The following is a 22,088-nucleotide window of genomic DNA, read 5'->3' as shown; positions in this document are numbered from 1 at the left end:
AGGCAAGGCAGCAGCTACTTGTAGATGTGCGTAGAGGCAGTTTACGGTCTAGGACAGGAAACGCAGGACATTCCGGCGCTGCATACCTGGCCACCGAAGACTAAGACCAGAAGCACGTGCGGCAACCACTGCCCTCCCTATGCTCTAAACCCACAGTTGTGCAAAGACCTATGTCTCAGGAGCTAGCTAATCGCTACAATTATACTGGTGATCAGTTGGCTTAAAGCAACTGGTGCCCAGATGCGCTCAACTTTACTGGGGGTGATTGTATTCAAAACAGTTCCTAAAACAAGAAACGCAACCACAAACCAGATCCCAATATTTGAGACTGGCTTTAACTCCGGAAGCAACAAGTCCGCTTTAGACAGAACAAGTACGGCAAGGAAACCTAATACCAGCATGTTAACAATTGCAACAACCCGCATCTTGGGTGGATATTTCCCTGGATACTTTCCACCCATAGAAGCCTCCCCCCATGGTGCTCCAGCCGCTAAACATCCCTGGAAAATCATGACAATCCCAGTTAGCACTGTGAAGACTATTGCCGATAGCGTTTCAAGCATTTCCGAAGTATCTTGGTGAAATATAACTGCACCCGACGTGCTGGCCTAAACTATGCCGTAGCTAAAGTTTAGGTGTGGTTAGGCACAGTTCTTTCTATATTACTAATCAACAGCACCATAAATCCTTCTAATGAATACCTTCTGTAAAACTTCATAAATGCCATAAAGGACAAATATGTTGCTAAAGTAAACATGACAGGAAATATAAGATTATCTGTTCCATTCAATAGCATGTAAGCCATCGAATATATAGTTAGCACGTTGAATATTAAACATGTATTTCTTAGAAACCCGAAGAGAGCAACATAATTACTCATCCTTGATTGGTGATTTCTACTTGTTTCATAAGAATAGTGAGTTACAATTCTATGGAAATCGTACTGAGATAATTTTTCATCATCCAAATCTGTTGAATGTTCTGGGCTGATGTGATTTATCAGTTTTCTGATTTTACTCTTTGTTATGTCCTGGAGAAACGGGTCCATAGACTGTTGGTAGAACCTGCTGAAGGCTAACTTTGGACCTAAAAAATAGTCAAGGGTAACACATGGAGCTAAAATTATTACTAACACTATCCGCCAGCCATAGTCAGTCCAGTTCCGTGCTGTTTTCCAATACCCCTTATGGTTCATGCCGAGTAGGTACTTGGAAGGAAAGCTATACTTCCAATTTGCATAACGCTCTATAGTAATAGATGAAAAAAAGCTAATAAAATGACCAAGGATATAGGAAAACACAATCAAGACAAAGAACTTCTCAAATTGGAAATCATTAACAACTATTGTTAATTCTTTGAATATAAGCCTATCTGGATTCTCTATCTGATTGATGATGTGCAAAGAATAAATTAATACTGAACCAGGAATCAAGTAGCCTAAGAAATCATACACTGAGAAAGGGTTTTGTTTTTCCATGAACCATGTGTGTTTAATTCCAAGTAATAACCAATTAGTGTATAACAGAGGTTATTTTGTTCAGCTAACTACCGTTGGCTCTACAAATTGGAACGGGCTATCGAATATACTATATACCCCAGACAATATACAACTTTTACGGTAGCTTACCCGGGGCAAACAACCAGTACCATAGGAGCTTACGTACACCGCCAGTATGGCTACCAAGTATAAATTTATACTTCTGGCAATCACCCTGTTGCTGCCGCTCAACGGCTATAGCTGGGGCTTTTTTGCGCACCAGCGCATTAACCGCCTAGCCGTGTTCTCGCTGCCGCCCGAAATGATCCGGTTTTACAAAAAGCACATTCGCTACATCACCGAAAATGCCGTGAACCCCGACAAGCGCCGCTATGCCATGGAGGGCGAGGCCCCGCGCCACTACATCGACCTGGACGTGTACGGCGACAGCGCCCTGTACAAAATGCCCCGCTTCTGGCCACAGGCTGTGGAAAAGTATACTGAAGACACCCTCATGGCCTATGGCATTGTGCCCTGGCACATTAACCGGATGAAGTACCAACTCACTCAGGCCTTTAAGGAGCGTAATGTAGACCGCATTCTTCGCCTGAGCACCGAGCTAGGCCATTATATTGCCGATGCCTGCGTACCGCTGCACACCACCCAGAACTATAACGGGCAACTCACCGGCCAGCACGGCATCCACGCCTTCTGGGAGACGCGCCTGCCCGAGCTCTTTTCGAATAACTACGACTTCTTCGTGGGCCAGGCCACTTACATCGAGCAGCCGCAGCTAAGGGCCTGGGATCTGGTGGCCTCTGCCCACACCGCCCTCGACTCGGTTTTATACTTTGAGCGGGAGCTAACGCAGGAGTTCGACGAGGAGAAGAAGTATGGCTTTGAGGTGCGTAACAACCTGACCACCCGCGTCTACTCCCGTACCTTTTCGGAAGCTTACAGCAAGCGCCTGAACGGGCAGGTGGAGCGGCAGATGCGTTTGGCCATCCATACCATCGCCAGCTATTGGTACACCGCCTGGGTAGACGCCGGCCAGCCCGACCTCCGTAAACTCGCCAGCCTCTCCTCCAGGGAGCTACAGCAGCTCGAGATGGAGAAAAAGGAGTATGAGCAGGGGGCACACACGCCCCGCGAGGAGGAGAGCATTCACCCCACCCCAACCCTCCCCTAAAACAGGGGAGGGAGTTTTTCTGCAGACGATTACATCCCCCTGCCCCCTTCAAAGGGGGACTTTGGTTCACGTTGCATAGCAAAGGCGATGGCTATCGAACTGATACCCAGTCCTTGGGTTGAGCGCCTTCTAGATTTCCGGTGCCCGTTGAGGGCATTGCGACGTCAGGAGCAAAGGAAATGTAGACAGCGCGATGCCAAAGGACGAGCCCTCTCGGGCTTGAGAGCACCAAAGTTGGAAATGAAACGAGCAGGTTGTAAAGCCGTGGATGAACGGCAGCTAGTAAGGATAGCGTGGCTCCAGTTGCAGATAGCCGCAGCTATGAAAGTATAGCTCAAGTATGAAGTATGGCTCTGCGACCCAGTCGGGTTGAAAACCCAACGAAAAAAAGGACACGGGCTGCAAGCCCGCGCCAGCGGAGAATGCAGCGCAAGTCGCGAGGCACAAGCGGACACTTGCGCCAGGGAAAGTATAGAGTATAATCAATACCGGATACCCTGCTTTATCAACCTCCCTCCACTGAAGTTTCCATGTACTTAAAACGTGAACTCTCTAAATGACAAGAGCACCTACCCCGCAACTTTATTGCCACTGCAATTTTATCTATATTGCTGCATTAACTTGCTCCTATTCTGATGAACAGAACCTATACTTCACGCGCTGGCCTCATGCGCCTCCTACTACTGTTATGCTTGGCCCTGCTGGTGCTGCCCCAAACGCAGGCACAGCAAAACACAGCCGCCACCCTCCAGAAACTCGACGCCTATTACCAGAAAGCCCTGAAAGACTGGGATGTGCCGGGCATGGCCATCGCCATCGTCAAAAACGACTCCGTGATCTTCGCCAAAGGCTACGGGGTGCTCGACAATAAGAAGGGCGGCCAGGTAGATGCTAACACCATTTTCGGCATCGCCTCCAACTCCAAAGCCTATACCGCCGCCGCACTGGCCACACTGGTAGACGCAGGCAAGCTGAAGTGGACTGATAAAGTAAAAAAGTACGTGCCTTACCTGCAACTGTATGATCCGTTCGTGACCGAAAACCTGACGATAGAGGATCTGCTGAGCCACCGCGTGGGCTTTGAGACTTTCAGCGGCGATTTGCTGTGGTATAACACCACCTATAGCCGCCCCGAAATCGTGGAGCGCATGCGTTACCTGGAGCCGGTGTACGGCTTCCGCGACGGCTATGGCTACTCTAACCTGATGTTCATCACAGCCGGGGAGGTGATCGAGCAGGTAAGCGGCAAAACCTGGGAGAACTACATCCAAGAGACATTCTTCCAGCCACTGGGCATGAGCCGCTCCTATACTTCGGTGAACGACCTGAAGGGCGTGCAGAACGTGGCCTCGCCGCATGGGAATGATGAAAACCAAAAGCCCGTGGCCACCACCCTCACCGCCTGGGACAACTGGAACCCGGCCGCCGGCATCTTTACCAGCGTAACCCAGCAGGCCCAATGGATGCGCCTGCAGCTGAACCGCGGCAAGTATAAAAACAAGGAAATCTTCAGCGAGGAGTCCAGCCGCAACATGTGGACGATGCACAACCCGTTCCCGGTAAGCAAACAATCCGAGGAGATAACGCCTTCTACGCACTTTGTAGGAACCGGCCTGGGCTGGTTTGTGGGAGACTACGAGGGCCGCAAGCAAGTATACCACGGCGGCGGACACGAGGGCATGAACAGCCGCACGGTGCTGGTGCCGGAGGAGAACCTGGGCGTGGTGATCCTGACCAACAGCATGAGCAGCATCATGACGCCACTCGGCAACTATACCCTGGATCAGCTTTTAGGTGTGGAGAAAGGCCGCGACTGGAGCCGGTTTTACCTCGACAGGGCCGCAGAAGCCCGAAAGGCGGAGGCAGCCGCAGCCGCCAAAGCGCCAAAAGAAAAGAAAGCCAAGAAGAGCAAGCCCACCCGCGACCTCAAAGACTACACCGGCACCTACCACAGCAAGCTTTACGGCAACGCCACCGTTAGCCTGAAAGACGGCAAACTGCACCTGCAGCTGGAGCCGGCCCCGGCGCTCAACGGCTCGCTCGATTTCTGGCAGCACGACATCTTTCACCTCGACTGGAAGACAGATTTCGCCCTGCTCACGCCAACCAACGTGCGCTTCATCACCGGCGAGGACGGAAGTATAAGCCAGCTGCGCCTCGACGCAGACAACCCCGATTTCCACTTCAGCGAACTCGTCTTTGAGAAGGTAAAGTAGCCGTCTTGTCTTAATCCGCCTGAAATATAAAAGGCCGTACTTGCGTGCGGCCTTTTTCGTTGAGAGGTGCGTTTGGTTAATAGCTTACTAACACGGCAATGGTGCCGGCTACGGCGAAATATGCAGCAATAATCAAGTAAGCTAAGGATTCCTGGTTTTTGTAGATATTTTTCATGGCAATCGAGGTAAAGTTTTTCACATAATAAAGCTAGGTTATAAATATCCCTTTAGTATGTATACGCCCGATTACGCACAATTGTTAACTTACAACATATTGATTTTCTAAGGGTTAACCCTATAAACAGAGTACTTTTAGAGGAAACTTGCTGGTGCAGCAGTTGCAGCAGCCTTTAGCCGGCCCTTTGGCCTGCCTGCAAGCTAAGCAGCACCTGCTGCCGCACCTGCTTTAACAGCCGGAGGGGCAGCGGCAACCGGTTATACTTCCACTCATAAAAAGGCACGGGCACCGGCCCAAAGCTCCGGTAAAACCCGACTATACTTTCGATCATCGGGCTCTCAAAATCCAGTACCTGTTTGGTGTTGGCGTTGCGGTGGATCACATCGTCGAGGATAAGGGTGCGGCCATTGCTTTTCCTGCCGCTGACGTCCGCTGCGTTAAAGATATAGGTAATGTAGCCGCCATAGTACAGGAACAGGCCGCCCGCCGTTATACTTCCCTGTTCATCCAAAGTATAAATCAACTCGGCTATTCCCTTTTCCACACAGACTGTGTATAACTCGCGCAGCATCCGGTAGGCCGCCTCGTCCACGCCACCGTATACTTTGTGCGCGATGTTTTGCCGGAACAGCCGAATGAGCGGCTCGATGTCGTGGCCTCGGGTGAGGCGCAGGTGCTCGCGGCGGGCTTTGTTGAGGTTGTACTTGCGGTCGCGGGTATAGCCTTTCCAGAGTTGCTCGTACGGCCTGCCCAGGTCTAAGTATAACGTATGGATTGGCTGTAGCCCCTGCTGCTGTGCTATACTCTGGAGGGAGCTGGTGTTGCCGGTGCAGAAAGCATAGCCCGGGCTATACTTAAAGCTTTGCCGCACAATGGCCAGAAACGCCGTTGCCTGCTCCGCCCGTAGCTCCTGCCGCGCGTAAATGCCCAGCTGCTGGCAGAATAGCGGCTGCTGTAAGTAGGAGATGCCATACTTGCGGCGCACGGGCAGCGGCATTACGCACGTATAAACGCCATGCTCCTGTTCCACCACCGCCTGCCATCCCGGCGCCACCACATCCAGGTACCACGACAGCGCGTACACCTGCCGCTGCCCGGAAGCCCCTATGCAGGCATCCCAGGCGGCTTTGTTTATGTCGTTATGCTGGAGTAACTGCGGCACGCGTGCGGGGTTTATACTTCCTCGGCCACGCCGGAGGCAAAGAAGGTACGGTATACTTTCATGCGGATGTTGCGGATGATCTTCACGTAGAGCGGCAGCGCGTTGTGGCGCAGCGCGAAGTACTTTACCCGGTGCGCACCGAAGCTGGCGTAGAAGTGCTCGATCTGCTCAATCATCGGGCTCTCGAAGTCCAACGTATAATCTGTGCCCGCGTGCTGCCGGATCACCTCGTCGAGTACCAGGGTACGGCCGTTGGCCACCCGCCCCTCGCTGTCGGCGGAGTTAAAGGCATAGCTGATGACGTTGTTATACTTAAAGAACAGGCAGCCGGCATTCACCTCGCCGCCGGCGGTCGTATAGATCAGCTGCGCCACACCCCGCTCCTTCATCACCTGGTACAAATCGCGCAGCAGCTGGTACGTATGCTCCGACACGCCCCCCACCACCTTGTGCTCGATGTGCTTTTTAAAGTGCTGGATCAGCGGCTCGATGTCGTCGCTCTCGAACATGCGCAGGTTGGCGCGCCGGGCCCGCTTCAGGTTCATTTTGCGGTCGCGGGTGTAGGCTTTGTAGAGCTCCGGGTAAGGCTTGTCGAGCTTCAGGTAGCGGGTATAGCGACCAACCAGTTCATACTTGTCCTGCAGCTGCTCCAGGCAAGCTGTGTCGCTCCTGTTAAAGCGGTAGCTGTGGATGAACTTATAACGTTTAATGGTTAGCTCCAGCATCTGCTCCCGCACGCCCTCACGGCTGCGGGCCGTGGTAAATACGCCCAGCTGGTGCGTGTGGTAAGGCTGGCTCAGGTACGGGAAACTCATTTTAAGCGTCCCCGGCAGCGGCATTACCGTTACGTATGCCCCCTCCTGCTCCTCTATAAAGGCCTGCCACCCCGGCGCCACCACGTCCAGAAACCACGACAGCGCATACACCATGTTATCGGCAGAGGCCGTAATGCAGGCGTCCCACTTGGTTTTGTCTATCTGCTCGTGGCGGAGGTACCGTATCATGCGTTCCAAAGATAATAGCTCTCCTGCCGCAGTGCACCTGGCAGGTTTCAGGCAAACTTAATCATTTTTAGCCTGATCCTTCTTCTCCGGGTTCCCGATAAAAGAGAGGGGGCTGCGCCCTTACAGCGCAGCCCCCTCTTATATGGTACTGTTGGTAAACTAGGCCATTACCAGCATATGGCTGATTATACTGCCAACAATAAAATAAGTAGCTACAATCACGTTTACCAGAGAATCATTCAGTACATTTTTTTTCATGACTTTAGAATAGTTTTAAGTTTTAGTTTTTATTTATAGTGAGATGTAAATACTAAATCCTGTTCCTTAAAAGTATACTGCAATTCTTTCAGGAAGACGATGCAAATAAATATCATTTAATTATTATATACAAATTATTGTATGTTATTTCTGTTGGATTATACTTTACCCGAAGCACCCCTGCCCAGAATATTACAACTTACTTAGTATCAGCAGCATGCTTAAACGGCATCCTAAAGTATAAGAGTGCAACAAAAAAATTTGAGAAAAAAAATCAGAAAGGCTACTTAATAATCACCTCATCAACCAGTTACACGCCTGGAGAGGGATAAAAAAAGCCCCCGCTGCCGTAGTGGCAGCGGGGGCTTTTAATTAACAAAGCTGTTTATACGTTGGGGGCTACACCAGCTTCTTATAACGGATGCGCTTCGGCTCCACATCGCCCATGCGCTTCTTCTTGTTCTCCTCGTACTCGGTGTAGTTGCCCTCAAACCAGTATACCTGCGAGTCGCCCTCAAAGGCCAGGATGTGCGTACAAATTCTGTCCAGGAACCAGCGGTCGTGGGAGATGATCACGGCACAACCCGCAAAATTCTCCAGCGCGTCTTCCAGCGCCCGGATCGCGTTCACATCCAGGTCGTTGGTCGGTTCGTCGAGCAGCAGCAGGTTTCCGCCCTCTTTCAGCGTCATGGCCAGGTGCACGCGGTTGCGTTCCCCACCCGACAGCTTATCCACCTTCTTCTCCTGGTCGCCGCCCGAGAAGTTGAACTTGCTCACGTAGGCGCGCGACACCACCTGGCGCCCCGCCATCATCATGTGCTCTGTGCCGCCCGAGATCACCTCAAACACTGATTTGTTTGGATCCAGGTTGGCGTGCTCCTGGTCCACGTACGAAATCTGCACCGTAGAACCAACGATAAACTCACCGGCATCCGGCTTCTCCTGGCCTGTTATCAGCTTAAATAAGGTCGTTTTACCAGCACCGTTCGGCCCGATGATGCCCACAATGCCCCCCTGCGGCAGGGCAAAGTTCAGATCCTCAAAAAGGAGTTTATCGCCGTAGGCTTTGCTTACATGGTTTACCTCTACTACCTGGCTACCCAAACGCGGGCCGTCCGGTATAAACAGTTCCAGCTTTTCTTCTTTCTTGCTGGCCTCTTCGCTGGCCAGTTTATCATACTGGCTGATACGGGCCTTCGACTTGGCGTGGCGGGCTTTCGGGGCCATCTTCACCCACTCCAGCTCGCGCTGCAGGGTTTTCTGGCGCTTGCTCTCGGTCTTCTCCTCTGCCGCCAGCCTGGTAGATTTCTGCTCCAGCCAGCTGCTGTAGTTGCCCTTCCACGGAATGCCCTCGCCGCGGTCCAGCTCCAGAATCCAGCCGGCCACGTTGTCGAGGAAGTAGCGGTCGTGGGTAACGGCGATCACGGTGCCTTTATACTGCTTCAGGTGCTGCTCCAGCCAGTCCACCGACTCGGCGTCGAGGTGGTTGGTCGGCTCGTCCAAAAGCAGCACATCCGGCTCCTGCAGCAACAGGCGGCACAGGGCCACGCGGCGCTTCTCGCCACCCGACAGGTTGCCGATCAGAGCATCCTCCGGCGGGGTGCGCAGGGCATCCATGGCACGCTCCAGGCGGTTGTCCAGCTCCCAGGCATTGTGGTGGTCGAGTTTTTCCTGCACCACGCCCTGCCGCTCGATGAGCTTGTTCATCTCATCGTCGGTCATTTCCTCAGCGAACTTCATGTTGATCTCGTCGAACTCCTTCAACAAGGCCACCACCTCGCTCACGCCTTCCTCTACCACCTGGCGCACAGTTTTGGTCGGGTCCAGCTGCGGCTCCTGCTCCAGGTAGCCCACCGTGTAGCCCGGAGACCACACCACCTCGCCCTGTATCTCCTTGTCCACGCCCGCGATGATCTTCAGCAAGCTGGATTTACCCGAGCCGTTGAGGCCCAGCACACCGATCTTGGCTCCGTAGAAGAACGAGAGGTAAATATTTTTAAGTACTTGTTTCTTTGGGGGGTAGATCTTGCTCACCCCGGCCATCGAAAAAATAATGGTTTCGTTGCTCATGCTATCTCTAAATGGTGTTTTGCCAATATACTTTTAAATAATGAGACGGGCAATTCGACTGCCGGCTGCGCCGCCGCCGCGCAGGCAACCTATCCGCCTGATTATTATTAACGTAAGGATTTACAAAGATCGCAAAAATTCATGTCTTTGCACTTCACAAAAGTGCTTTGAAATCATTAAACTTGTAGAAACTGTATGGGTAAGGTATGCATTTACTGATTTTGCACCAGCACGCCTTCAGGCACATGCCCGGTTTATGCCCGGCTGTGGCAAACGCGTCAGGCAAGCCTGCGTATGCAAGGATTAGTTTACCTCTGATGCCTTAACCCAATAATTACGTACGACGCAAAACCCAATCCAGTAAAATGGAACACAACAACCTATTGGAAGAAGCCAAGAAGTTTGGTTTTACCCAGGACCAGCAAGTATGGCTTAAGCCCTTTATGAACTACCCTGCACGGCAGGTAGGCGAAGTGAAAGAGTCTGAGGACGACTCGCTGGTGTATTTTGCCAAGCGTTTCGAGATGTTCCGCGACAAGGTGAATAACCTGCTGCAACGCATCGAAGCCTCCGACAACAAAGGCTCTTTCCTGATGAAAGTGCTGCACATGAAAGAGCAGGTGGGCAGCTACGATGCCCTCGGCGATTTCGAGCAGATCTACCATACCCTGACCACGGCTGAAGAGGAGATAAACGAGACCATCAAGCAGAACCGCGAGAAGAACCTGAGTATTAAGGTTAGCCTGATACAGGAGGCGGAGGCCCATAGCGAAAGCATTGACTGGAAAGAGGCGACCGAGAAGCTCAAAGACCTGCGCACGGCCTGGATCAAGACCGGTCCGGTGGAGAAAGAGCTGACCGACGAGATAGAGGAGCGTTTCCGCAATGCCGTGGAGAACTTCTTTGAGCGCAAGAAGAACTTCTTCGAGGATAAGAAGCGCATGCAGAACCGCGCTTACGAACGATACAGAGACCTGATCAACCAATCATACCATCTGGCAAACTCGGAGGAGTGGGAGGAGACGACCGCTAAGCTGAAGCAACTGCAGAACGAGTGGAAAGAGGTGGGCGGCAACCTGCCGCGCAAGACCATGACCAACCTCTGGAACAACTTCAGGAAGGCGCACAACCACTTTTTTGAGCGCCTGAAGCGCAAGATACAGAAGGAGAAAAACGCCTCCAGGGACCAGTTTTACGAGCAGAACTTCGAGCGCAAGCAGGAGTTGGCCGTGGAGGCCGAGCAGCTGTTGCAGGACATGAGCCTGAACGAGGCCGTGAAGCGCGCCAAGGAGCTGCAGGCCGAGTGGAAAAAGGTTGGCCCGGTGCGCCCCGACGTATCGGACGCTATCTGGGAGCGCTTCATCAAGGCCTGCGACCGCGTGTTCGAGATGAGCAGCCTGGAGCACTACATCCGCAAGCGCCAGCAGGCCAGCAACGAGGAGTATTCGGAGACTGATGGCCTGCTGGCCCGCATCAACGCCCTCCGGGACTTCATCAAATCAGATAAAAGCGAGCTGGAAGTGCTGGAGACGAACCTGGACAAGCTGAACGACTCCCCTAGCAACGAGGCTTTCCGCAACATGCTGAAGGGAAAGATCCGTAACTTCAACCGCAAGATCGGCACCAAAACCGCCCTGATCGAGATGTTCCAGAGCCAGCTGAGCGCCATATCACGCTAAGCCACGGCTCCGAAAGTTATACTTCCAAAAAGCGCCTGCTGCGGTGGCAACAGGCGCTTTTTGTCTTTTGTGCGATTGCCCCTGCCACCCTGTATACGGCCTGTGTTATTAGGCAACAGCCGCGCCTTAAATTTATTCCTCACTTTTTGAACATTTGTGTTTTATTTGCGTTGTGTTGTTAAAAACATACAAAAAAGCAATAAATTTTTCGCTAAAATTTTTGTTCTTGTTTTTATTTATACTTTTGCGAACAATTCACAAACGCCAATAAGTTAAAGGAGAAAATACTATGTACTGGACACTTGAATTAGCTTCATACCTGGAGGATGCACCCTGGCCAGCCACAAAAGATGAGCTGATCGACTTTTCCATCCGCTCTGGTGCCCCGATGGAGGTTGTAGAGAACCTGCAGGCCCTGGAGGATGACGGACAGCCTTACGAGAACATCGAAGAAATCTGGCCTGACTATCCTACCAAAGAGGATTTCATGTTTAACGAGGACGAGTATTAATAATTAGTAATTACTAATGAATAATGAGTAATTGTCCCTGAGGTAAATATTCATTAGTCATTCATCATTACTCATTGCAAAACATCGTCGAAGCAAAAAATCTGGTTGCGGGTTATGGCCAACGTGTGCTGATCCGCAACCTTTCTTTTTCTGTACCCTCCCCTGCCTTTGTTACCATCATCGGCCATAATGGCGCCGGCAAGACCACGCTCTTCCGTGCCTTCCAGGGCAAGATAGCCTACCAGGGGCAGCTGCTGGTGCAAAACCAAGACCTGCGCCACCTCTCCAACCCGTCGGGCAAGGGCCTGCTGGCGTATCTTCCCCAGAAAAACGCCGTTAACTTTCCTATTAAAGTACACGACCTGGTGGTGATGGGCCTGTTCCGCAAGAAGCGCTTTTTTGAGAACTATACTTCGGAAGACTATGCGTTGGCCGCCCAGGTGCTGGCGCAGCTGCAACTCTCCCACCTGATAGACCATGATTTTACCACCCTCTCCGGCGGCGAGCAGCAGCTGGTGTGGCTGGGGCAACTCATGCTGCAGGATGCCGGCATTAACCTGCTGGATGAGCCCACGCAGCAGCTGGATGTATACTATAAGCACCAGGTGTTCGGACTGCTGCAGAACTGGGTAGACGAGCGGCGCAAAACCATCCTCTGCATCACCCACGACCTGCAGAACCTCACCAACATGCAGGGCTTCCTGCTCAACCTCTCCAAACCTAACCCTAGGCTGGAGCCGATCACGCCGGAGACAGTGCAGGAAAACCAGGCTTTTCTGGAGGCGGGGCGGCAGCCGGTGGTGTAGGAGCCTATCGGCCTGGGCAGTTATACTTGAGTTATACTTTTACACCTGCTATACTTTATACTTCCCGCTCTCTGGCGCAAGTCTCCAGACTTGGTCCTACTTATGGTGTCAGGTTTGCAACTCTACTGGCTTGCAAAGCCATACTTTATACTTGAGCTGTACTTTTATACTTGCTGGTTTATACTTCATACCTATCGCTGGCGCGGGTTTGCAACCCGTGCCTACTATGATGTCGGGTTTGTAACCCGACTGGCTTGAAAAACCATACTTATACTTAGGCTATACTTTTATACTTCAGTTTATACTTGCTGCTATACTTCCCTGGCGCCAGCGTCCGCTTGTGCCTCTTTTAGCCGCCTCTTTTTGCGACAGGGGTCAAGCTATACTTGCTAGCTGCCATTCATCCACGGCTTTACAACCAGCTCGTTCCATAGTATACTTTCTGCTCTCAAGCCCGGGAGGCCTCGTCCTCGGGCATCGCGCGGTGTACATTTCCTTTGCTTGACCTGCGGTCTCCGCAATTTCGCTGAAGCGAAACCGGAAATCTACAAGGCGCTCAACCCAAGGACTGGATATCAGCTCGATAGCCATGGCTGACGGAGCAGAAACAAAGCTCCCCTCCTTAGACAAGGAGGGGCAGGGGTGGTTGGACCAGTACTGCAGAACGCGGCTTAGTACGTTTACGACAGCATGAGCCGGAACAAATTCCCCTCCTCGGAGGGGCCGGGGGTGGGTTTATACTTGTGTAGGGACAGGTCTCGACCTGACCGTGCTATACCAGCGACGATGCAATTTATACTTTGTAGCCGCAGCTTCATCTCCTTTCCACCAGGATCCTTTCAGGATGACCAAAGAGAAGAACGGCTATAGCTGGTATGATGGCAGAAGAAGCAGTAAGTGTAAATCCCCTCCTTAGCCAAGGAGGGCCGGATATAGTATGCTAAACCGGCTGTTCCGGAAGCCAGCAGCAGCCTGGCCTATACCTTTACTCCCTAACCCTGCTTTGCAAAAGCCTCGGCAAGTATAAGGTCCTCGGGCGTGGTGATTTTGATGTTGCGGTAGCTGCCTTCCACTAAAGTTATACTTTCACCTGTACTTTCCACCACGGAGGCATCGTCCGTAAAATGCTCCTGCTCCGGCTGCTCATAGGCCTTACGAAGTATACTTGCCTGGAAAACCTGCGGCGTCTGCACCAGTTTATACTTTGCGCGCGGCACGGCATGGCTTCCCTCCTCCGTCAGCTCCCGGATAGAGTCTTTGGGCGGCACGGCTACCACAGCGCTCCCATACTTTGCAGCGGCCTCGTAAGCCTTTTGTATCGTCTCTACCTCCACAAAAGGGCGCACGCCATCATGCACTGCCACCAGACCGTCTCCCATCACCGCGTCCAGCCCGTTTTTTACCGAGCCGAAACGCGTGGCGCCGCCCGGCACCGTCATGTGGAACAGCCTGAAGTCGTGCTTCTGGCAGAGGCTGCGCCAGGTGTTGAGTTGCTCCTGCGGCAGCACCACAACTATCCTAACGGCAGGATTATACTTGTAGAAGCGTTCTATCGTGTGCATCAGGATTGGCTTACCGGCTACCTGGATAAACTGCTTCGGCAGGTCGTGCTGCATGCGGCTGCCGCTGCCGCCAGCCACTATAATCGCGTATTCCGGGGTTTGTGCCATAGGGCAAAGTTAAAGAGTTGTTTTGAGTTTGGGAGTTAGAGAGTTTAGGAGTTGTAGAGATGAAATACGAAAAACGTTTCAAATCTCTAAGCATCTTGATATAAAGTATAAAGCCCCGGCTTTGCAGGCCGGGGCTTTATACTTTATACTTTTGCAATCAATTTATACTTACAGGATCAGCATCACGTCGCCGTAGCTGAAGAAGCGGTAGTTCTCCTTTATAGCCTCCTCGTACGCCTTCATCACCAGGTCATACCCGCCGAAAGCAGCTGCCATCATCAATAGGGTGCTTTCCGGCATATGAAAGTTGGTAAGCAGGCTGTTGGCGATCTTAAAATCGTAGGGAGGGAAGATGAAACGGTCTGTCCAGCCTTCGTTGGCTTTCAGGCGGCTGTTGGCCGATACCGAGGACTCCAGGGCACGCATGGTGGTAGTTCCGATGGCGCAAACGCGCTTCTTGCTGTCCAGCGCCTTGTTTACGCGCTCGGCGGTGGTGGCAGGCACCATAAAGTTCTCAGAGTCCATCTTGTGCTTGGTCAGGTCTTCCACATCCACCGGACGGAAAGTACCCAGTCCTACATGCAGCGTGATCGGCTCCACGTCCACACCTTTGATCTCCAGGCGCTTCATCACCTCTTTAGTGAAGTGCAGGCCTGCGGTTGGGGCAGCCACGGCACCTACGTTCTTGGCATATACGGTCTGGTAGCGCTCACGGTCCTCAGGCTCCGCCTCACGCTTGATATACTTCGGAAGCGGTGTTTCGCCCAGATCGTTAATGGTTTTGTAGAACTCCTCGTCCGGGCCGTCGAACAGGAACTTGATGGTACGGCCGCGGGACGTGGTATTATCAATTACCTCGGCCACCAGGTCGCTGTCGCCGAAGTAGAGCTTGTTGCCTACGCGGATCTTGCGGGCCGGGTCTACCAGCACATCCCACAGGTGGATGTCTTTGTTGAGTTCGCGCAGCAGGAATACTTCGATCTTAGCCCCTGTTTTCTCCTTGTTGCCGTACAGGCGCGCCGGAAACACCTTGGTGTCATTCACCACCATCACGTCACCCTCGTCAAAATACTCCAGGATGTCTTTAAAAACGCGGTGCTCGATTTTGCCGGTGTCGCGGTGGATCACCATCATGCGGGACTCGTCTCGGTTTTCGGAAGGGTGGGTGGCAAGGTAGCTTTCAGGAAGCTCAAATTTAAATTCGGATAATTTCATATAGCAAATATTACGGTATTTGGTTCTTATACTTGTGGGGTATCTCCGGTTACACAACAGCAGCGCCTCCTGCTGAGGTTCATAATCAACCGCTAACTAAAAAACAAAAAATCGAACCGCAAATTTACTCAGTTTGCCTGAATTATTCTTACTTTTAAGAAAATTACTTGCTACTGTTTTACCCAATCTAAGAAGAACACTATGATCTACCTCCGCCTGATAGCAGAAAGCTTCCGCTTTGCGTGGCAGGCCTTGCGCGCCAACCTCCTGCGCACGATCCTGTCGCTGCTGGGGGTTACCATCGGTATCTTTGCCATCATCTCCGTGTTCACGCTGGTGGACTCCCTGGAGCGCAATGTGCGCGACAGCATGAGTTTTATCGGCGATAAGGTAATCTATGTGGAGAAGTGGCCCTGGTCTACCGGGGGCAGCTATCCGTGGTGGAAGTACTTTCAGCGGCCGGAGCCCACGGAGCGGGAGTTTCGCCTGCTGGAGCGCCGCATCACCACCAGCAGCGGCGTAGCCATATCCTCTAGTAAGGGCGGCAATACCTTTAAGCAGGGCAACAACAGCTACTCCAACGGAAACCTGATGGGCATCTCCTACGACTATCCCAGCGTAAGCGAAGTGCCGATTGTAGACGGCCGTTACTTTACCCCGCAGGAGGCGGAGGCCGCCCGCAACGTGATCATCATCGGCGACGAGATCGCCACCACGCTCTTCCCCTTCGGCAGCCCGATCGGGCAGACGCTGAAGGTGTCCGGGCAGAAGTTCTCCGTGATCGGGGTAATCGAAAAGCAGGGAGAGAACATCTTCGGGATGCCGAACATGGACCAGATGGGCATGGTGCCCTACAGCACCTTCTCCAAGATGTATGATGTGGGGCCAAACGGCCTGGGGTCCACCATTGCCCTGAAAGGCCGCGACAACGACCCGGGCCTGCTGGAGCTGGAGTATGAAGCGCGCGGCATCATGCGCAACATACGGGGCCTGCGCCCCCGCGATGAGGATAGCTTTGCCATGAACCGGCCGGAGATGATACAGGAGGCCATCGGCGGTTTCTTCAGTGTCGTGGGCCTGGCGGGATGGGTCATCGGCGGGTTTTCCATACTTGTGGGGGGCTTTGGCATTGCCAACATCATGTTTGTATCGGTAAAGGAGCGCACCAACATCATCGGCATCCAAAAAGCACTGGGCGCCAAAAACTTTTTTATACTTTTCCAGTTCCTCTTCGAGGCTGTGTTCCTGAGCCTTCTGGGCGGCGGAATAGGCATTATGCTGGTGTTCCTGCTCACGCTCATCCCCCAGGATATGATGAAGGTCACGCTCTCGGTAGGCAACATTATACTTGGCCTCGGCGTATCGGCCGTTATCGGCATGCTTTCGGGCATCATACCGGCTGTGCTGGCCTCAAACCTAGACCCTGTAATAGCAATCCGGTCGAAATAAAGATACCTTTACACGTTTGGCGCTGATGCTCCCCTCCTGCACAGGGGCAGCGGGCCAGGCTTGATTTTATAATTATGTGATGAAGCGTGCCCCAGCCTGTGGGCACAGCAGGCGAAAGCCTCCGCAGAAGAAGACGAGAAAGAATTATGACAAAGCTTAGAAAAACGAGCAAAACCAAACTGAATGACGAGGCACTGCACTCTGGCAGCGGCCAAACGATTCTGAAACCGGATGTTAACGAGAATAAAGCAAGGTCGGTAACAGACCTGCGCGAAAGTGGCCAGTCTACCGCGGCTCCAGCCTCTGCTGAGGACATTAAAATCCGCACAGCCTTTGTAGATAAGGATTGGAACGAGATCAAGATTGCAGACTCCTGGCAGATATTTAAAGTGATGGCCGAGTTTGTGGATGGCTTCGAGAAGCTGGCCAAGATCGGACCGTGTGTGTCCGTATTCGGATCAGCCCGCACCAAGCCAGACAATAAGTATTATATCATGGCCGAGGAGATTGCCGCCAAGCTGGTGCGCCACGGCTATGGGGTGATTACGGGCGGCGGCCCGGGCATTATGGAGGCCGGCAACAAAGGCGCGCACTCCGAGGGCGGCAAGTCAGTGGGCCTGAACATCCACCTGCCGTTCGAGCAGTTCAACAACATCTACATCGACTCTGATAAGCTCATCAACTTCGACTACTTTTTTGTGCGCAAGGTGATGTTCGTGAAGTATGCGCAGGGCTTTGTGGTGTTGCCGGGCGGCTTTGGTACGCTGGACGAACTGTTTGAGGCGATCACGCTCATCCAAACGAAGAAGATCGGCGCCTTCCCGATTGTGCTGGTGGGCCGCGAATACTGGGGCGGTTTAATGGAGTGGGTCGAAAACGTGATGCTGAAGATGGAAAGCAACATCAGTCCAGAAGACCTGGACCTGGTGCACATCGTGGACGACCCCTCGGAGGCCGTGAAGATCATCGACGACTTCTACAGCAAGTACCTGCTGTCTCCGAACTTTTAAGGAAACCATACTTATACTTACAGAGAAGCCCGCTGCAAACGCATCGGGCTTCTCGCGTTTAGTGCGTGCGGTTTAGATCATCCTTCTCTGTTGCACTGTGCTTCTCCCGCACCTAATGGCTCCAAGATTACTCCGCCAGGCTTACCAGGTAGGTCCCCTGTTACTGCAACAAACAAGCTATACTTTCTTGCAGTGTCGTATCCCCTTGCCTAAGCAAATAGTTTATCAACGGACGCCGAATACGTCCTCCCACATAATTTTCCAACCCCAACCAACACACCCCACAGGCTGCACTCGTATATAAAAACATGCTGAGCCCTGATAAAGAGAAGATTAAGAAGCTGAAAAAGAAGCTAAAGGTACAGGAGAAGAAGAATGCGGAAGTACGCGACCAGATGGCAACACAACGCACCATTTTCGCTAACGAGCGCACCCTGATGGCCTACCTGCGCACCGCCATGACAGTTTCTATCGGTGGCTTTGCCGCGATAAAGTTCTCAGATGATCTGTACCTCGAAATCATCGGCATTATCCTTATCCCTATCGGTATTATCCTGGCGATTTATAGTTTTATCAGGTTCAGGCACAAGCAAAAACTTATTGAGGGGCACCACCAGGACTACTCCCCTACCAGTCACGAGCACGAGCGGGTCCACACCAGCAAGTATAGAGAGGATGGTGCAGACAGCCTGCCGTAGCCGCCTCTCATACCCTGTCCTGCCATCTCCGTATACTTTGCAAAAAACTAAACTATGTCGACTTCGGAGCAGGAGGAGATAAAGAAGCTGAAGAAAAAGCTGAAGCACCAGGAGAGGAAAAACGCAGAGGTACGCGACCAAATGGCCCTTCAGCGCACCATCTTTGCCAACGAGCGTACCCTGATGGCCTACCTGCGCACCGCTATCGCCCTTATCGGAGGCGGCTTTGCTGCTATCAAACTCTCCCAGCATGTATACCTGGTGGCTATCGGGATCATGTTGCTGCCCGCTGGGGTGGCGCTGGCCCTTTATAGCTTCTACAGGTACCTGCAAAAGCAAAAGCTCATCCGCCGGCAGCGCCAGGACTACGCCCACACCAGCCACCTGCATGCCGAGCTGCATGAGAAGGAGGCCTCCCGCTATGGCAACACCGACTAAAGTATAGCCTGGGCCTAAACCTATTCCTGCTTATTTCTGTTAAGATAGGTTGGTGCTTCGCAACGGTAAAGCGCTGATAATTTTGTACCTTTGCTATTTAAAATCAAGCATTCCTGAATGGCTTTTAACCAAGCGCAAGAAACTACAACCGGCACCGCCACTGCTTTCCCTCAGAACGGGGAAGCGCAGCAGATCGAAGTATATGGTGCCCGCGAACATAACCTCAAGAACATTTCCATAAAGCTGCCACGCTACAAGCTGGTGGTGTTTACCGGCATCAGCGGCTCGGGTAAGTCTTCGCTGGCTTTCGATACGATCTACGCCGAAGGGCAGCGCCGTTACATGGAAACCTTCTCGGCCTACGCCCGCTCGTTTATGGGTGGCCTGGAGCGCCCGAACGTGGATAAGATCGAGGGGCTCTCGCCGGTGATCTCTATCGAGCAGAAAACCACGAGCCGCAACCCGCGCTCCACCGTAGGCACCATCACCGAGATCTATGACTTTATGCGTTTGCTCTGGGCGCGTACCGCAGAGGCGTTCAGCTATGTAACCGGCGATAAAATGGTACGCCAGAGCGATGACCAGATCGTGAGCCACATCCTGGAGCACTTCGATGGCAAGCGCATTGTGGTGCTGGCGCCGGTGGTAAAGGGGCGTAAGGGCCATTACCGCGAGCTTTTCCAGCAGATCCGGAAGATGGGCTTTATCCGTGCCCGCGTGGATGGTGAACTGCTGGAGATAACGCCGAAAATGCAGGTAGACCGCTACAAGATCCACGACATCGAGATCGTGATCGACAAGATCGTGGTGAAGGAGGAGGACCGTTTCCGCCTATCGAGCTCGGTACAGAACGCCCTGACGCATGGCAAAGGCACTATTCTTATACTTGACGCCGATGCCGACAAGACGCACTTCTTCTCACGCCACCTCATGGATCCGGCCACCGGCATTGCCTACGACGACCCTGCACCGAATTCCTTCTCGTTTAACTCGCCTTACGGCGCCTGCCCGGTTTGTAACGGTTTGGGCGAGATACAGGAGATCACCGAAGAATCCGTTATTCCGGACAAAGATCTAAGCATCCGCCGCGGAGGCATTGCCCCGCTGGGTGAGTACCGCGACATCTGGATCTTTAAGCAGATCGAGGCCCTGTTCAAGCACTTTAAGGTGTCGGTGGCTACGCCGATAAAGGATTTGCCGGAGGAGGTGCTGCAGGTGCTGCTCTATGGCCTGGAGGAGGACCTGGAAGTGAACACCAAGAAAGGCAACTACACGGTGGAGTTTGAGGGCATCATCAACTTCCTCAAAAACCAGATGGAGTCCGATTCCGATAACATCCGAAGCTGGGTAGAGGACTTTACGCAGACCAACACCTGCCCCGAGTGCAACGGCCACAGGCTCAAAAAGGAATCGCTTCACTTTAAGATTGATGGTAAGAACATTGGCGAATTATCCGTTTTAGATATTACCAAGCTGGCTGCCTGGTTTAATGGCCTGGAAGACAGGCTGAGCGAGCGCCAGAACGTCATCGCCAAAGAACTCCTGAAAGAGATCCGCAAGCGCATCGGCTTTTTGCTGGACGTGGGCCTGGATTACCTGAGCCTGCACCGCCCGGTAAAAACGCTGTCGGGGGGCGAGAGCCAGCGCATCCGCCTGGCCACGCAGATCGGCACGCAGCTGGTGGGTGTGCTCTACATTATGGATGAACCCAGTATAGGCCTGCACCAGCGCGACAATGAGCGCCTGATAAAAGCCCTGCAAGACCTCCGCGACCTGGGCAACTCCATCATTGTAGTGGAGCACGACAAGGACATGATCCTGCAGTCGGATTACGTGGTCGACATCGGACCGGGCGCAGGCATACACGGCGGGCAGGTGGTAACGGCCGGCACGCCCCAGCAGATGATGAACGCCGGCACCCTTACGGCCGACTTCCTGAGCAACCGCAGAGGCATACAAGTGCCCCGTAAAAAACGCGAAGGTAATGGCCAAATGCTTAAACTGAAAGGCGCTACCGGCAACAACCTGAAGAACGTGACGCTGGAGCTGCCCTTGGGCAAAATGATATGTGTAACCGGGGTTTCGGGCAGTGGGAAGTCCTCGCTGATACACGACACGCTGTACCCTATACTTAACACGCACTTCTTTAGGGCGAAACGGGAGCCGCTGCCCTACAAAAGCATAGAGGGCCTCGAGCACCTGGACAAGGTCATCGAGGTGGACCAGTCGCCGATTGGCCGTACGCCGCGCTCTAACCCTGCCACCTATACCGGCGTGTTCACTGATATTCGCACGCTGTTTGCACAGCTGCCGGAGGCCAAGATCAGGGGGTATACGCCGGGCCGCTTCTCGTTTAACGTAAAAGGCGGCCGTTGCGAGGCCTGCGAGGGAGCCGGCATGCGTACCATTGAGATGAACTTTCTGCCGGATGTATACGTGCCCTGCGAAGTATGCAAAGGCAAACGCTACAACCGCGAAACACTGGAAGTACGCTTTAAGGGCAAAAGTATAACCGACGTACTGGACATGACCGTTGAGCAGGCCGTTGACTTTTTCGAAAGCCAGCCGCGCATCCTCCGCAAGATACAGACGCTGAACGATGTGGGCCTGGGCTACATTACCTTAGGCCAGCAGGCGACTACCCTGTCGGGCGGCGAGGCGCAGCGCGTGAAGCTGGCCACGGAGCTATCCAAGAAAGATACCGGCCAAACGCTCTACATCCTGGACGAGCCAACTACCGGCCTTCACTTCCAGGACATCGAGCACCTGAGCGACGTGCTGCACAAGCTAACCGACAAAGGCAATACTGTCCTCATCATCGAGCACAACCTGGACCTGATAAAAATAGCCGACTGGATCATCGATATCGGCCCGGAGGGCGGTGAGAAAGGCGGAACCATAGTGGCCTCCGGCACGCCGGAACAAGTAGCCAAAGCGAAGGAGGGTTATACTTCCAAGTTCCTGAAAGAGGAGCTGGCTACCAGCCACTACCGCGAGAACGGGGAGGAAGCGCCAAAAAGCTAGGCGTTATACTGCATCAGCAAGTAGTATAAAAGTA

The 22,088-nt window shown here is 52.9% G+C and carries 17 protein-coding genes; 10 read left to right on the top strand and 7 right to left on the bottom strand.

Annotated elements, in window-relative coordinates; translation table 11 throughout:
• Positions 1-182 precede the first annotated feature (182 nt).
• Positions 183-563: a hypothetical protein gene (locus OH144_RS18685; RefSeq protein ID WP_266203793.1), complete on the bottom strand. Its 381-nt coding sequence runs from the start codon at positions 561-563 to the stop codon at positions 183-185.
• A 68-nt stretch (positions 564-631) separates the two neighbouring features.
• A complete protein-coding gene (locus OH144_RS18680) occupies positions 632-1,477 on the bottom strand; it encodes a hypothetical protein (protein WP_266203792.1) in 846 nt (281 codons plus the stop codon).
• 196 nt (positions 1,478-1,673) lie between these two features.
• On the opposite strand from OH144_RS18680, the gene OH144_RS18675 reads away from it, so the two are divergent.
• Both OH144_RS18675 and OH144_RS18670 read left to right on the top strand, forming a co-directional pair.
• Positions 1,674-2,666, top strand: coding sequence for a zinc dependent phospholipase C family protein (locus tag OH144_RS18675; protein WP_266203791.1), 993 nt, complete (start codon positions 1,674-1,676; stop codon positions 2,664-2,666).
• 635 nt (positions 2,667-3,301) lie between these two features.
• A complete protein-coding gene (locus tag OH144_RS18670; protein ID WP_266203790.1) occupies positions 3,302-4,882 on the top strand; it encodes a serine hydrolase in 1,581 nt (526 codons plus the stop codon).
• A 350-nt stretch (positions 4,883-5,232) separates the two neighbouring features.
• Here OH144_RS18670 and OH144_RS18665 read toward each other — a convergent pair whose 3' ends face one another.
• The 3 genes from OH144_RS18665 to ettA all read right to left on the bottom strand — a co-directional run bounded on the left by OH144_RS18665 (position 5,233) and on the right by ettA (position 9,554).
• The gene (locus OH144_RS18665) at positions 5,233-6,222 is read right to left on the bottom strand and encodes a GNAT family N-acetyltransferase (protein WP_266203789.1); all 990 of its coding nucleotides are present in this window, start codon (positions 6,220-6,222) and stop codon (positions 5,233-5,235) included.
• Positions 6,223-6,233: 11 nt separating this feature from the next.
• The gene (locus tag OH144_RS18660) at positions 6,234-7,226 is read right to left on the bottom strand and encodes a GNAT family N-acetyltransferase (protein WP_266203788.1); all 993 of its coding nucleotides are present in this window, start codon (positions 7,224-7,226) and stop codon (positions 6,234-6,236) included.
• Between the two features lie 657 nt (positions 7,227-7,883).
• A complete protein-coding gene (ettA, locus tag OH144_RS18655; protein WP_266203787.1) occupies positions 7,884-9,554 on the bottom strand; it encodes an energy-dependent translational throttle protein EttA in 1,671 nt (556 codons plus the stop codon).
• A gap of 365 nt (positions 9,555-9,919) precedes the next feature.
• Here ettA and OH144_RS18650 point away from each other — a divergent pair, with 365 nt between their 5' ends.
• The 3 genes from OH144_RS18650 to OH144_RS18640 all read left to right on the top strand — a co-directional run bounded on the left by OH144_RS18650 (position 9,920) and on the right by OH144_RS18640 (position 12,550).
• The gene (locus tag OH144_RS18650) at positions 9,920-11,233 is read left to right on the top strand and encodes a DUF349 domain-containing protein (protein ID WP_266203786.1); all 1,314 of its coding nucleotides are present in this window, start codon (positions 9,920-9,922) and stop codon (positions 11,231-11,233) included.
• Between the two features lie 289 nt (positions 11,234-11,522).
• The gene (locus OH144_RS18645) at positions 11,523-11,744 is read left to right on the top strand and encodes a DUF2795 domain-containing protein (protein ID WP_025608825.1); all 222 of its coding nucleotides are present in this window, start codon (positions 11,523-11,525) and stop codon (positions 11,742-11,744) included.
• A gap of 125 nt (positions 11,745-11,869) precedes the next feature.
• Positions 11,870-12,550, top strand: coding sequence for an ABC transporter ATP-binding protein (locus OH144_RS18640; RefSeq protein ID WP_266203785.1), 681 nt, complete (start codon positions 11,870-11,872; stop codon positions 12,548-12,550).
• 992 nt (positions 12,551-13,542) lie between these two features.
• Here OH144_RS18640 and OH144_RS18635 read toward each other — a convergent pair.
• Both OH144_RS18635 and queA read right to left on the bottom strand, forming a co-directional pair.
• Positions 13,543-14,220 carry a 2-C-methyl-D-erythritol 4-phosphate cytidylyltransferase gene (locus tag OH144_RS18635; RefSeq protein ID WP_266203784.1) on the bottom strand — a complete coding sequence of 226 codons (678 nt, stop codon included), beginning with the start codon at positions 14,218-14,220 and terminating at the stop codon, positions 13,543-13,545.
• 168 nt (positions 14,221-14,388) lie between these two features.
• The gene (queA, locus tag OH144_RS18630) at positions 14,389-15,435 is read right to left on the bottom strand and encodes a tRNA preQ1(34) S-adenosylmethionine ribosyltransferase-isomerase QueA (protein ID WP_266203783.1); all 1,047 of its coding nucleotides are present in this window, start codon (positions 15,433-15,435) and stop codon (positions 14,389-14,391) included.
• Between the two features lie 201 nt (positions 15,436-15,636).
• On the opposite strand from queA, the gene OH144_RS18625 reads away from it, so the two are divergent.
• From OH144_RS18625 to uvrA, 5 genes are all read left to right on the top strand, one after another.
• Complete coding sequence (locus tag OH144_RS18625; protein ID WP_266203782.1) at positions 15,637-16,884, top strand: ABC transporter permease; 1,248 nt, start codon at positions 15,637-15,639, stop codon at positions 16,882-16,884.
• A 146-nt stretch (positions 16,885-17,030) separates the two neighbouring features.
• On the top strand, positions 17,031-17,894 hold the full coding sequence (locus tag OH144_RS18620; protein WP_266203781.1) for an LOG family protein: 864 nt from the start codon (positions 17,031-17,033) through the stop codon (positions 17,892-17,894).
• Positions 17,895-18,202: 308 nt separating this feature from the next.
• Positions 18,203-18,592 carry a DUF202 domain-containing protein gene (locus OH144_RS18615; protein ID WP_266203780.1) on the top strand — a complete coding sequence of 130 codons (390 nt, stop codon included), beginning with the start codon at positions 18,203-18,205 and terminating at the stop codon, positions 18,590-18,592.
• A gap of 54 nt (positions 18,593-18,646) precedes the next feature.
• On the top strand, positions 18,647-19,030 hold the full coding sequence (locus OH144_RS18610) for a YidH family protein (protein WP_266203779.1): 384 nt from the start codon (positions 18,647-18,649) through the stop codon (positions 19,028-19,030).
• Positions 19,031-19,147: 117 nt separating this feature from the next.
• Positions 19,148-22,054, top strand: coding sequence for an excinuclease ABC subunit UvrA (uvrA, locus tag OH144_RS18605; RefSeq protein WP_266203778.1), 2,907 nt, complete (start codon positions 19,148-19,150; stop codon positions 22,052-22,054).
• Positions 22,055-22,088 lie beyond the last annotated feature (34 nt).

This window comes from Pontibacter kalidii (genome assembly GCF_026278245.1).
Classification (GTDB): Bacteria; Bacteroidota; Bacteroidia; order Cytophagales; family Hymenobacteraceae; genus Pontibacter; species Pontibacter kalidii.
The sequence above is the reverse complement of the archived record's forward strand: the minus strand, read 5'-3'. Positions and strand labels throughout refer to the sequence as shown.

What these genes read in the sequence shown, in the direction of transcription:
- OH144_RS18660 (WP_266203788.1), bottom strand. Translation starts at nt 7,226, where the DNA reads ATGATACGGTACCTCCGCCACGAGCAGATAGACAAAACCAAGTGGGAC.
- OH144_RS18675 (WP_266203791.1), top strand. Translation starts at nt 1,674, where the DNA reads ATGGCTACCAAGTATAAATTTATACTTCTGGCAATCACCCTGTTGCTG.
- ettA (WP_266203787.1), bottom strand. Translation starts at nt 9,554, where the DNA reads ATGAGCAACGAAACCATTATTTTTTCGATGGCCGGGGTGAGCAAGATC.
- OH144_RS18685 (WP_266203793.1), bottom strand. Translation starts at nt 563, where the DNA reads ATGCTTGAAACGCTATCGGCAATAGTCTTCACAGTGCTAACTGGGATT.
- OH144_RS18645 (WP_025608825.1), top strand. Translation starts at nt 11,523, where the DNA reads ATGTACTGGACACTTGAATTAGCTTCATACCTGGAGGATGCACCCTGG.
- OH144_RS18680 (WP_266203792.1), bottom strand. Translation starts at nt 1,477, where the DNA reads ATGGAAAAACAAAACCCTTTCTCAGTGTATGATTTCTTAGGCTACTTG.
- OH144_RS18610 (WP_266203779.1), top strand. Translation starts at nt 18,647, where the DNA reads ATGTCGACTTCGGAGCAGGAGGAGATAAAGAAGCTGAAGAAAAAGCTG.
- OH144_RS18625 (WP_266203782.1), top strand. Translation starts at nt 15,637, where the DNA reads ATGATCTACCTCCGCCTGATAGCAGAAAGCTTCCGCTTTGCGTGGCAG.
- OH144_RS18670 (WP_266203790.1), top strand. Translation starts at nt 3,302, where the DNA reads ATGAACAGAACCTATACTTCACGCGCTGGCCTCATGCGCCTCCTACTA.
- OH144_RS18650 (WP_266203786.1), top strand. Translation starts at nt 9,920, where the DNA reads ATGGAACACAACAACCTATTGGAAGAAGCCAAGAAGTTTGGTTTTACC.
- OH144_RS18620 (WP_266203781.1), top strand. Translation starts at nt 17,031, where the DNA reads ATGACAAAGCTTAGAAAAACGAGCAAAACCAAACTGAATGACGAGGCA.
- OH144_RS18635 (WP_266203784.1), bottom strand. Translation starts at nt 14,220, where the DNA reads ATGGCACAAACCCCGGAATACGCGATTATAGTGGCTGGCGGCAGCGGC.
- uvrA (WP_266203778.1), top strand. Translation starts at nt 19,148, where the DNA reads ATGGCTTTTAACCAAGCGCAAGAAACTACAACCGGCACCGCCACTGCT.
- queA (WP_266203783.1), bottom strand. Translation starts at nt 15,435, where the DNA reads ATGAAATTATCCGAATTTAAATTTGAGCTTCCTGAAAGCTACCTTGCC.
- OH144_RS18615 (WP_266203780.1), top strand. Translation starts at nt 18,203, where the DNA reads ATGCTGAGCCCTGATAAAGAGAAGATTAAGAAGCTGAAAAAGAAGCTA.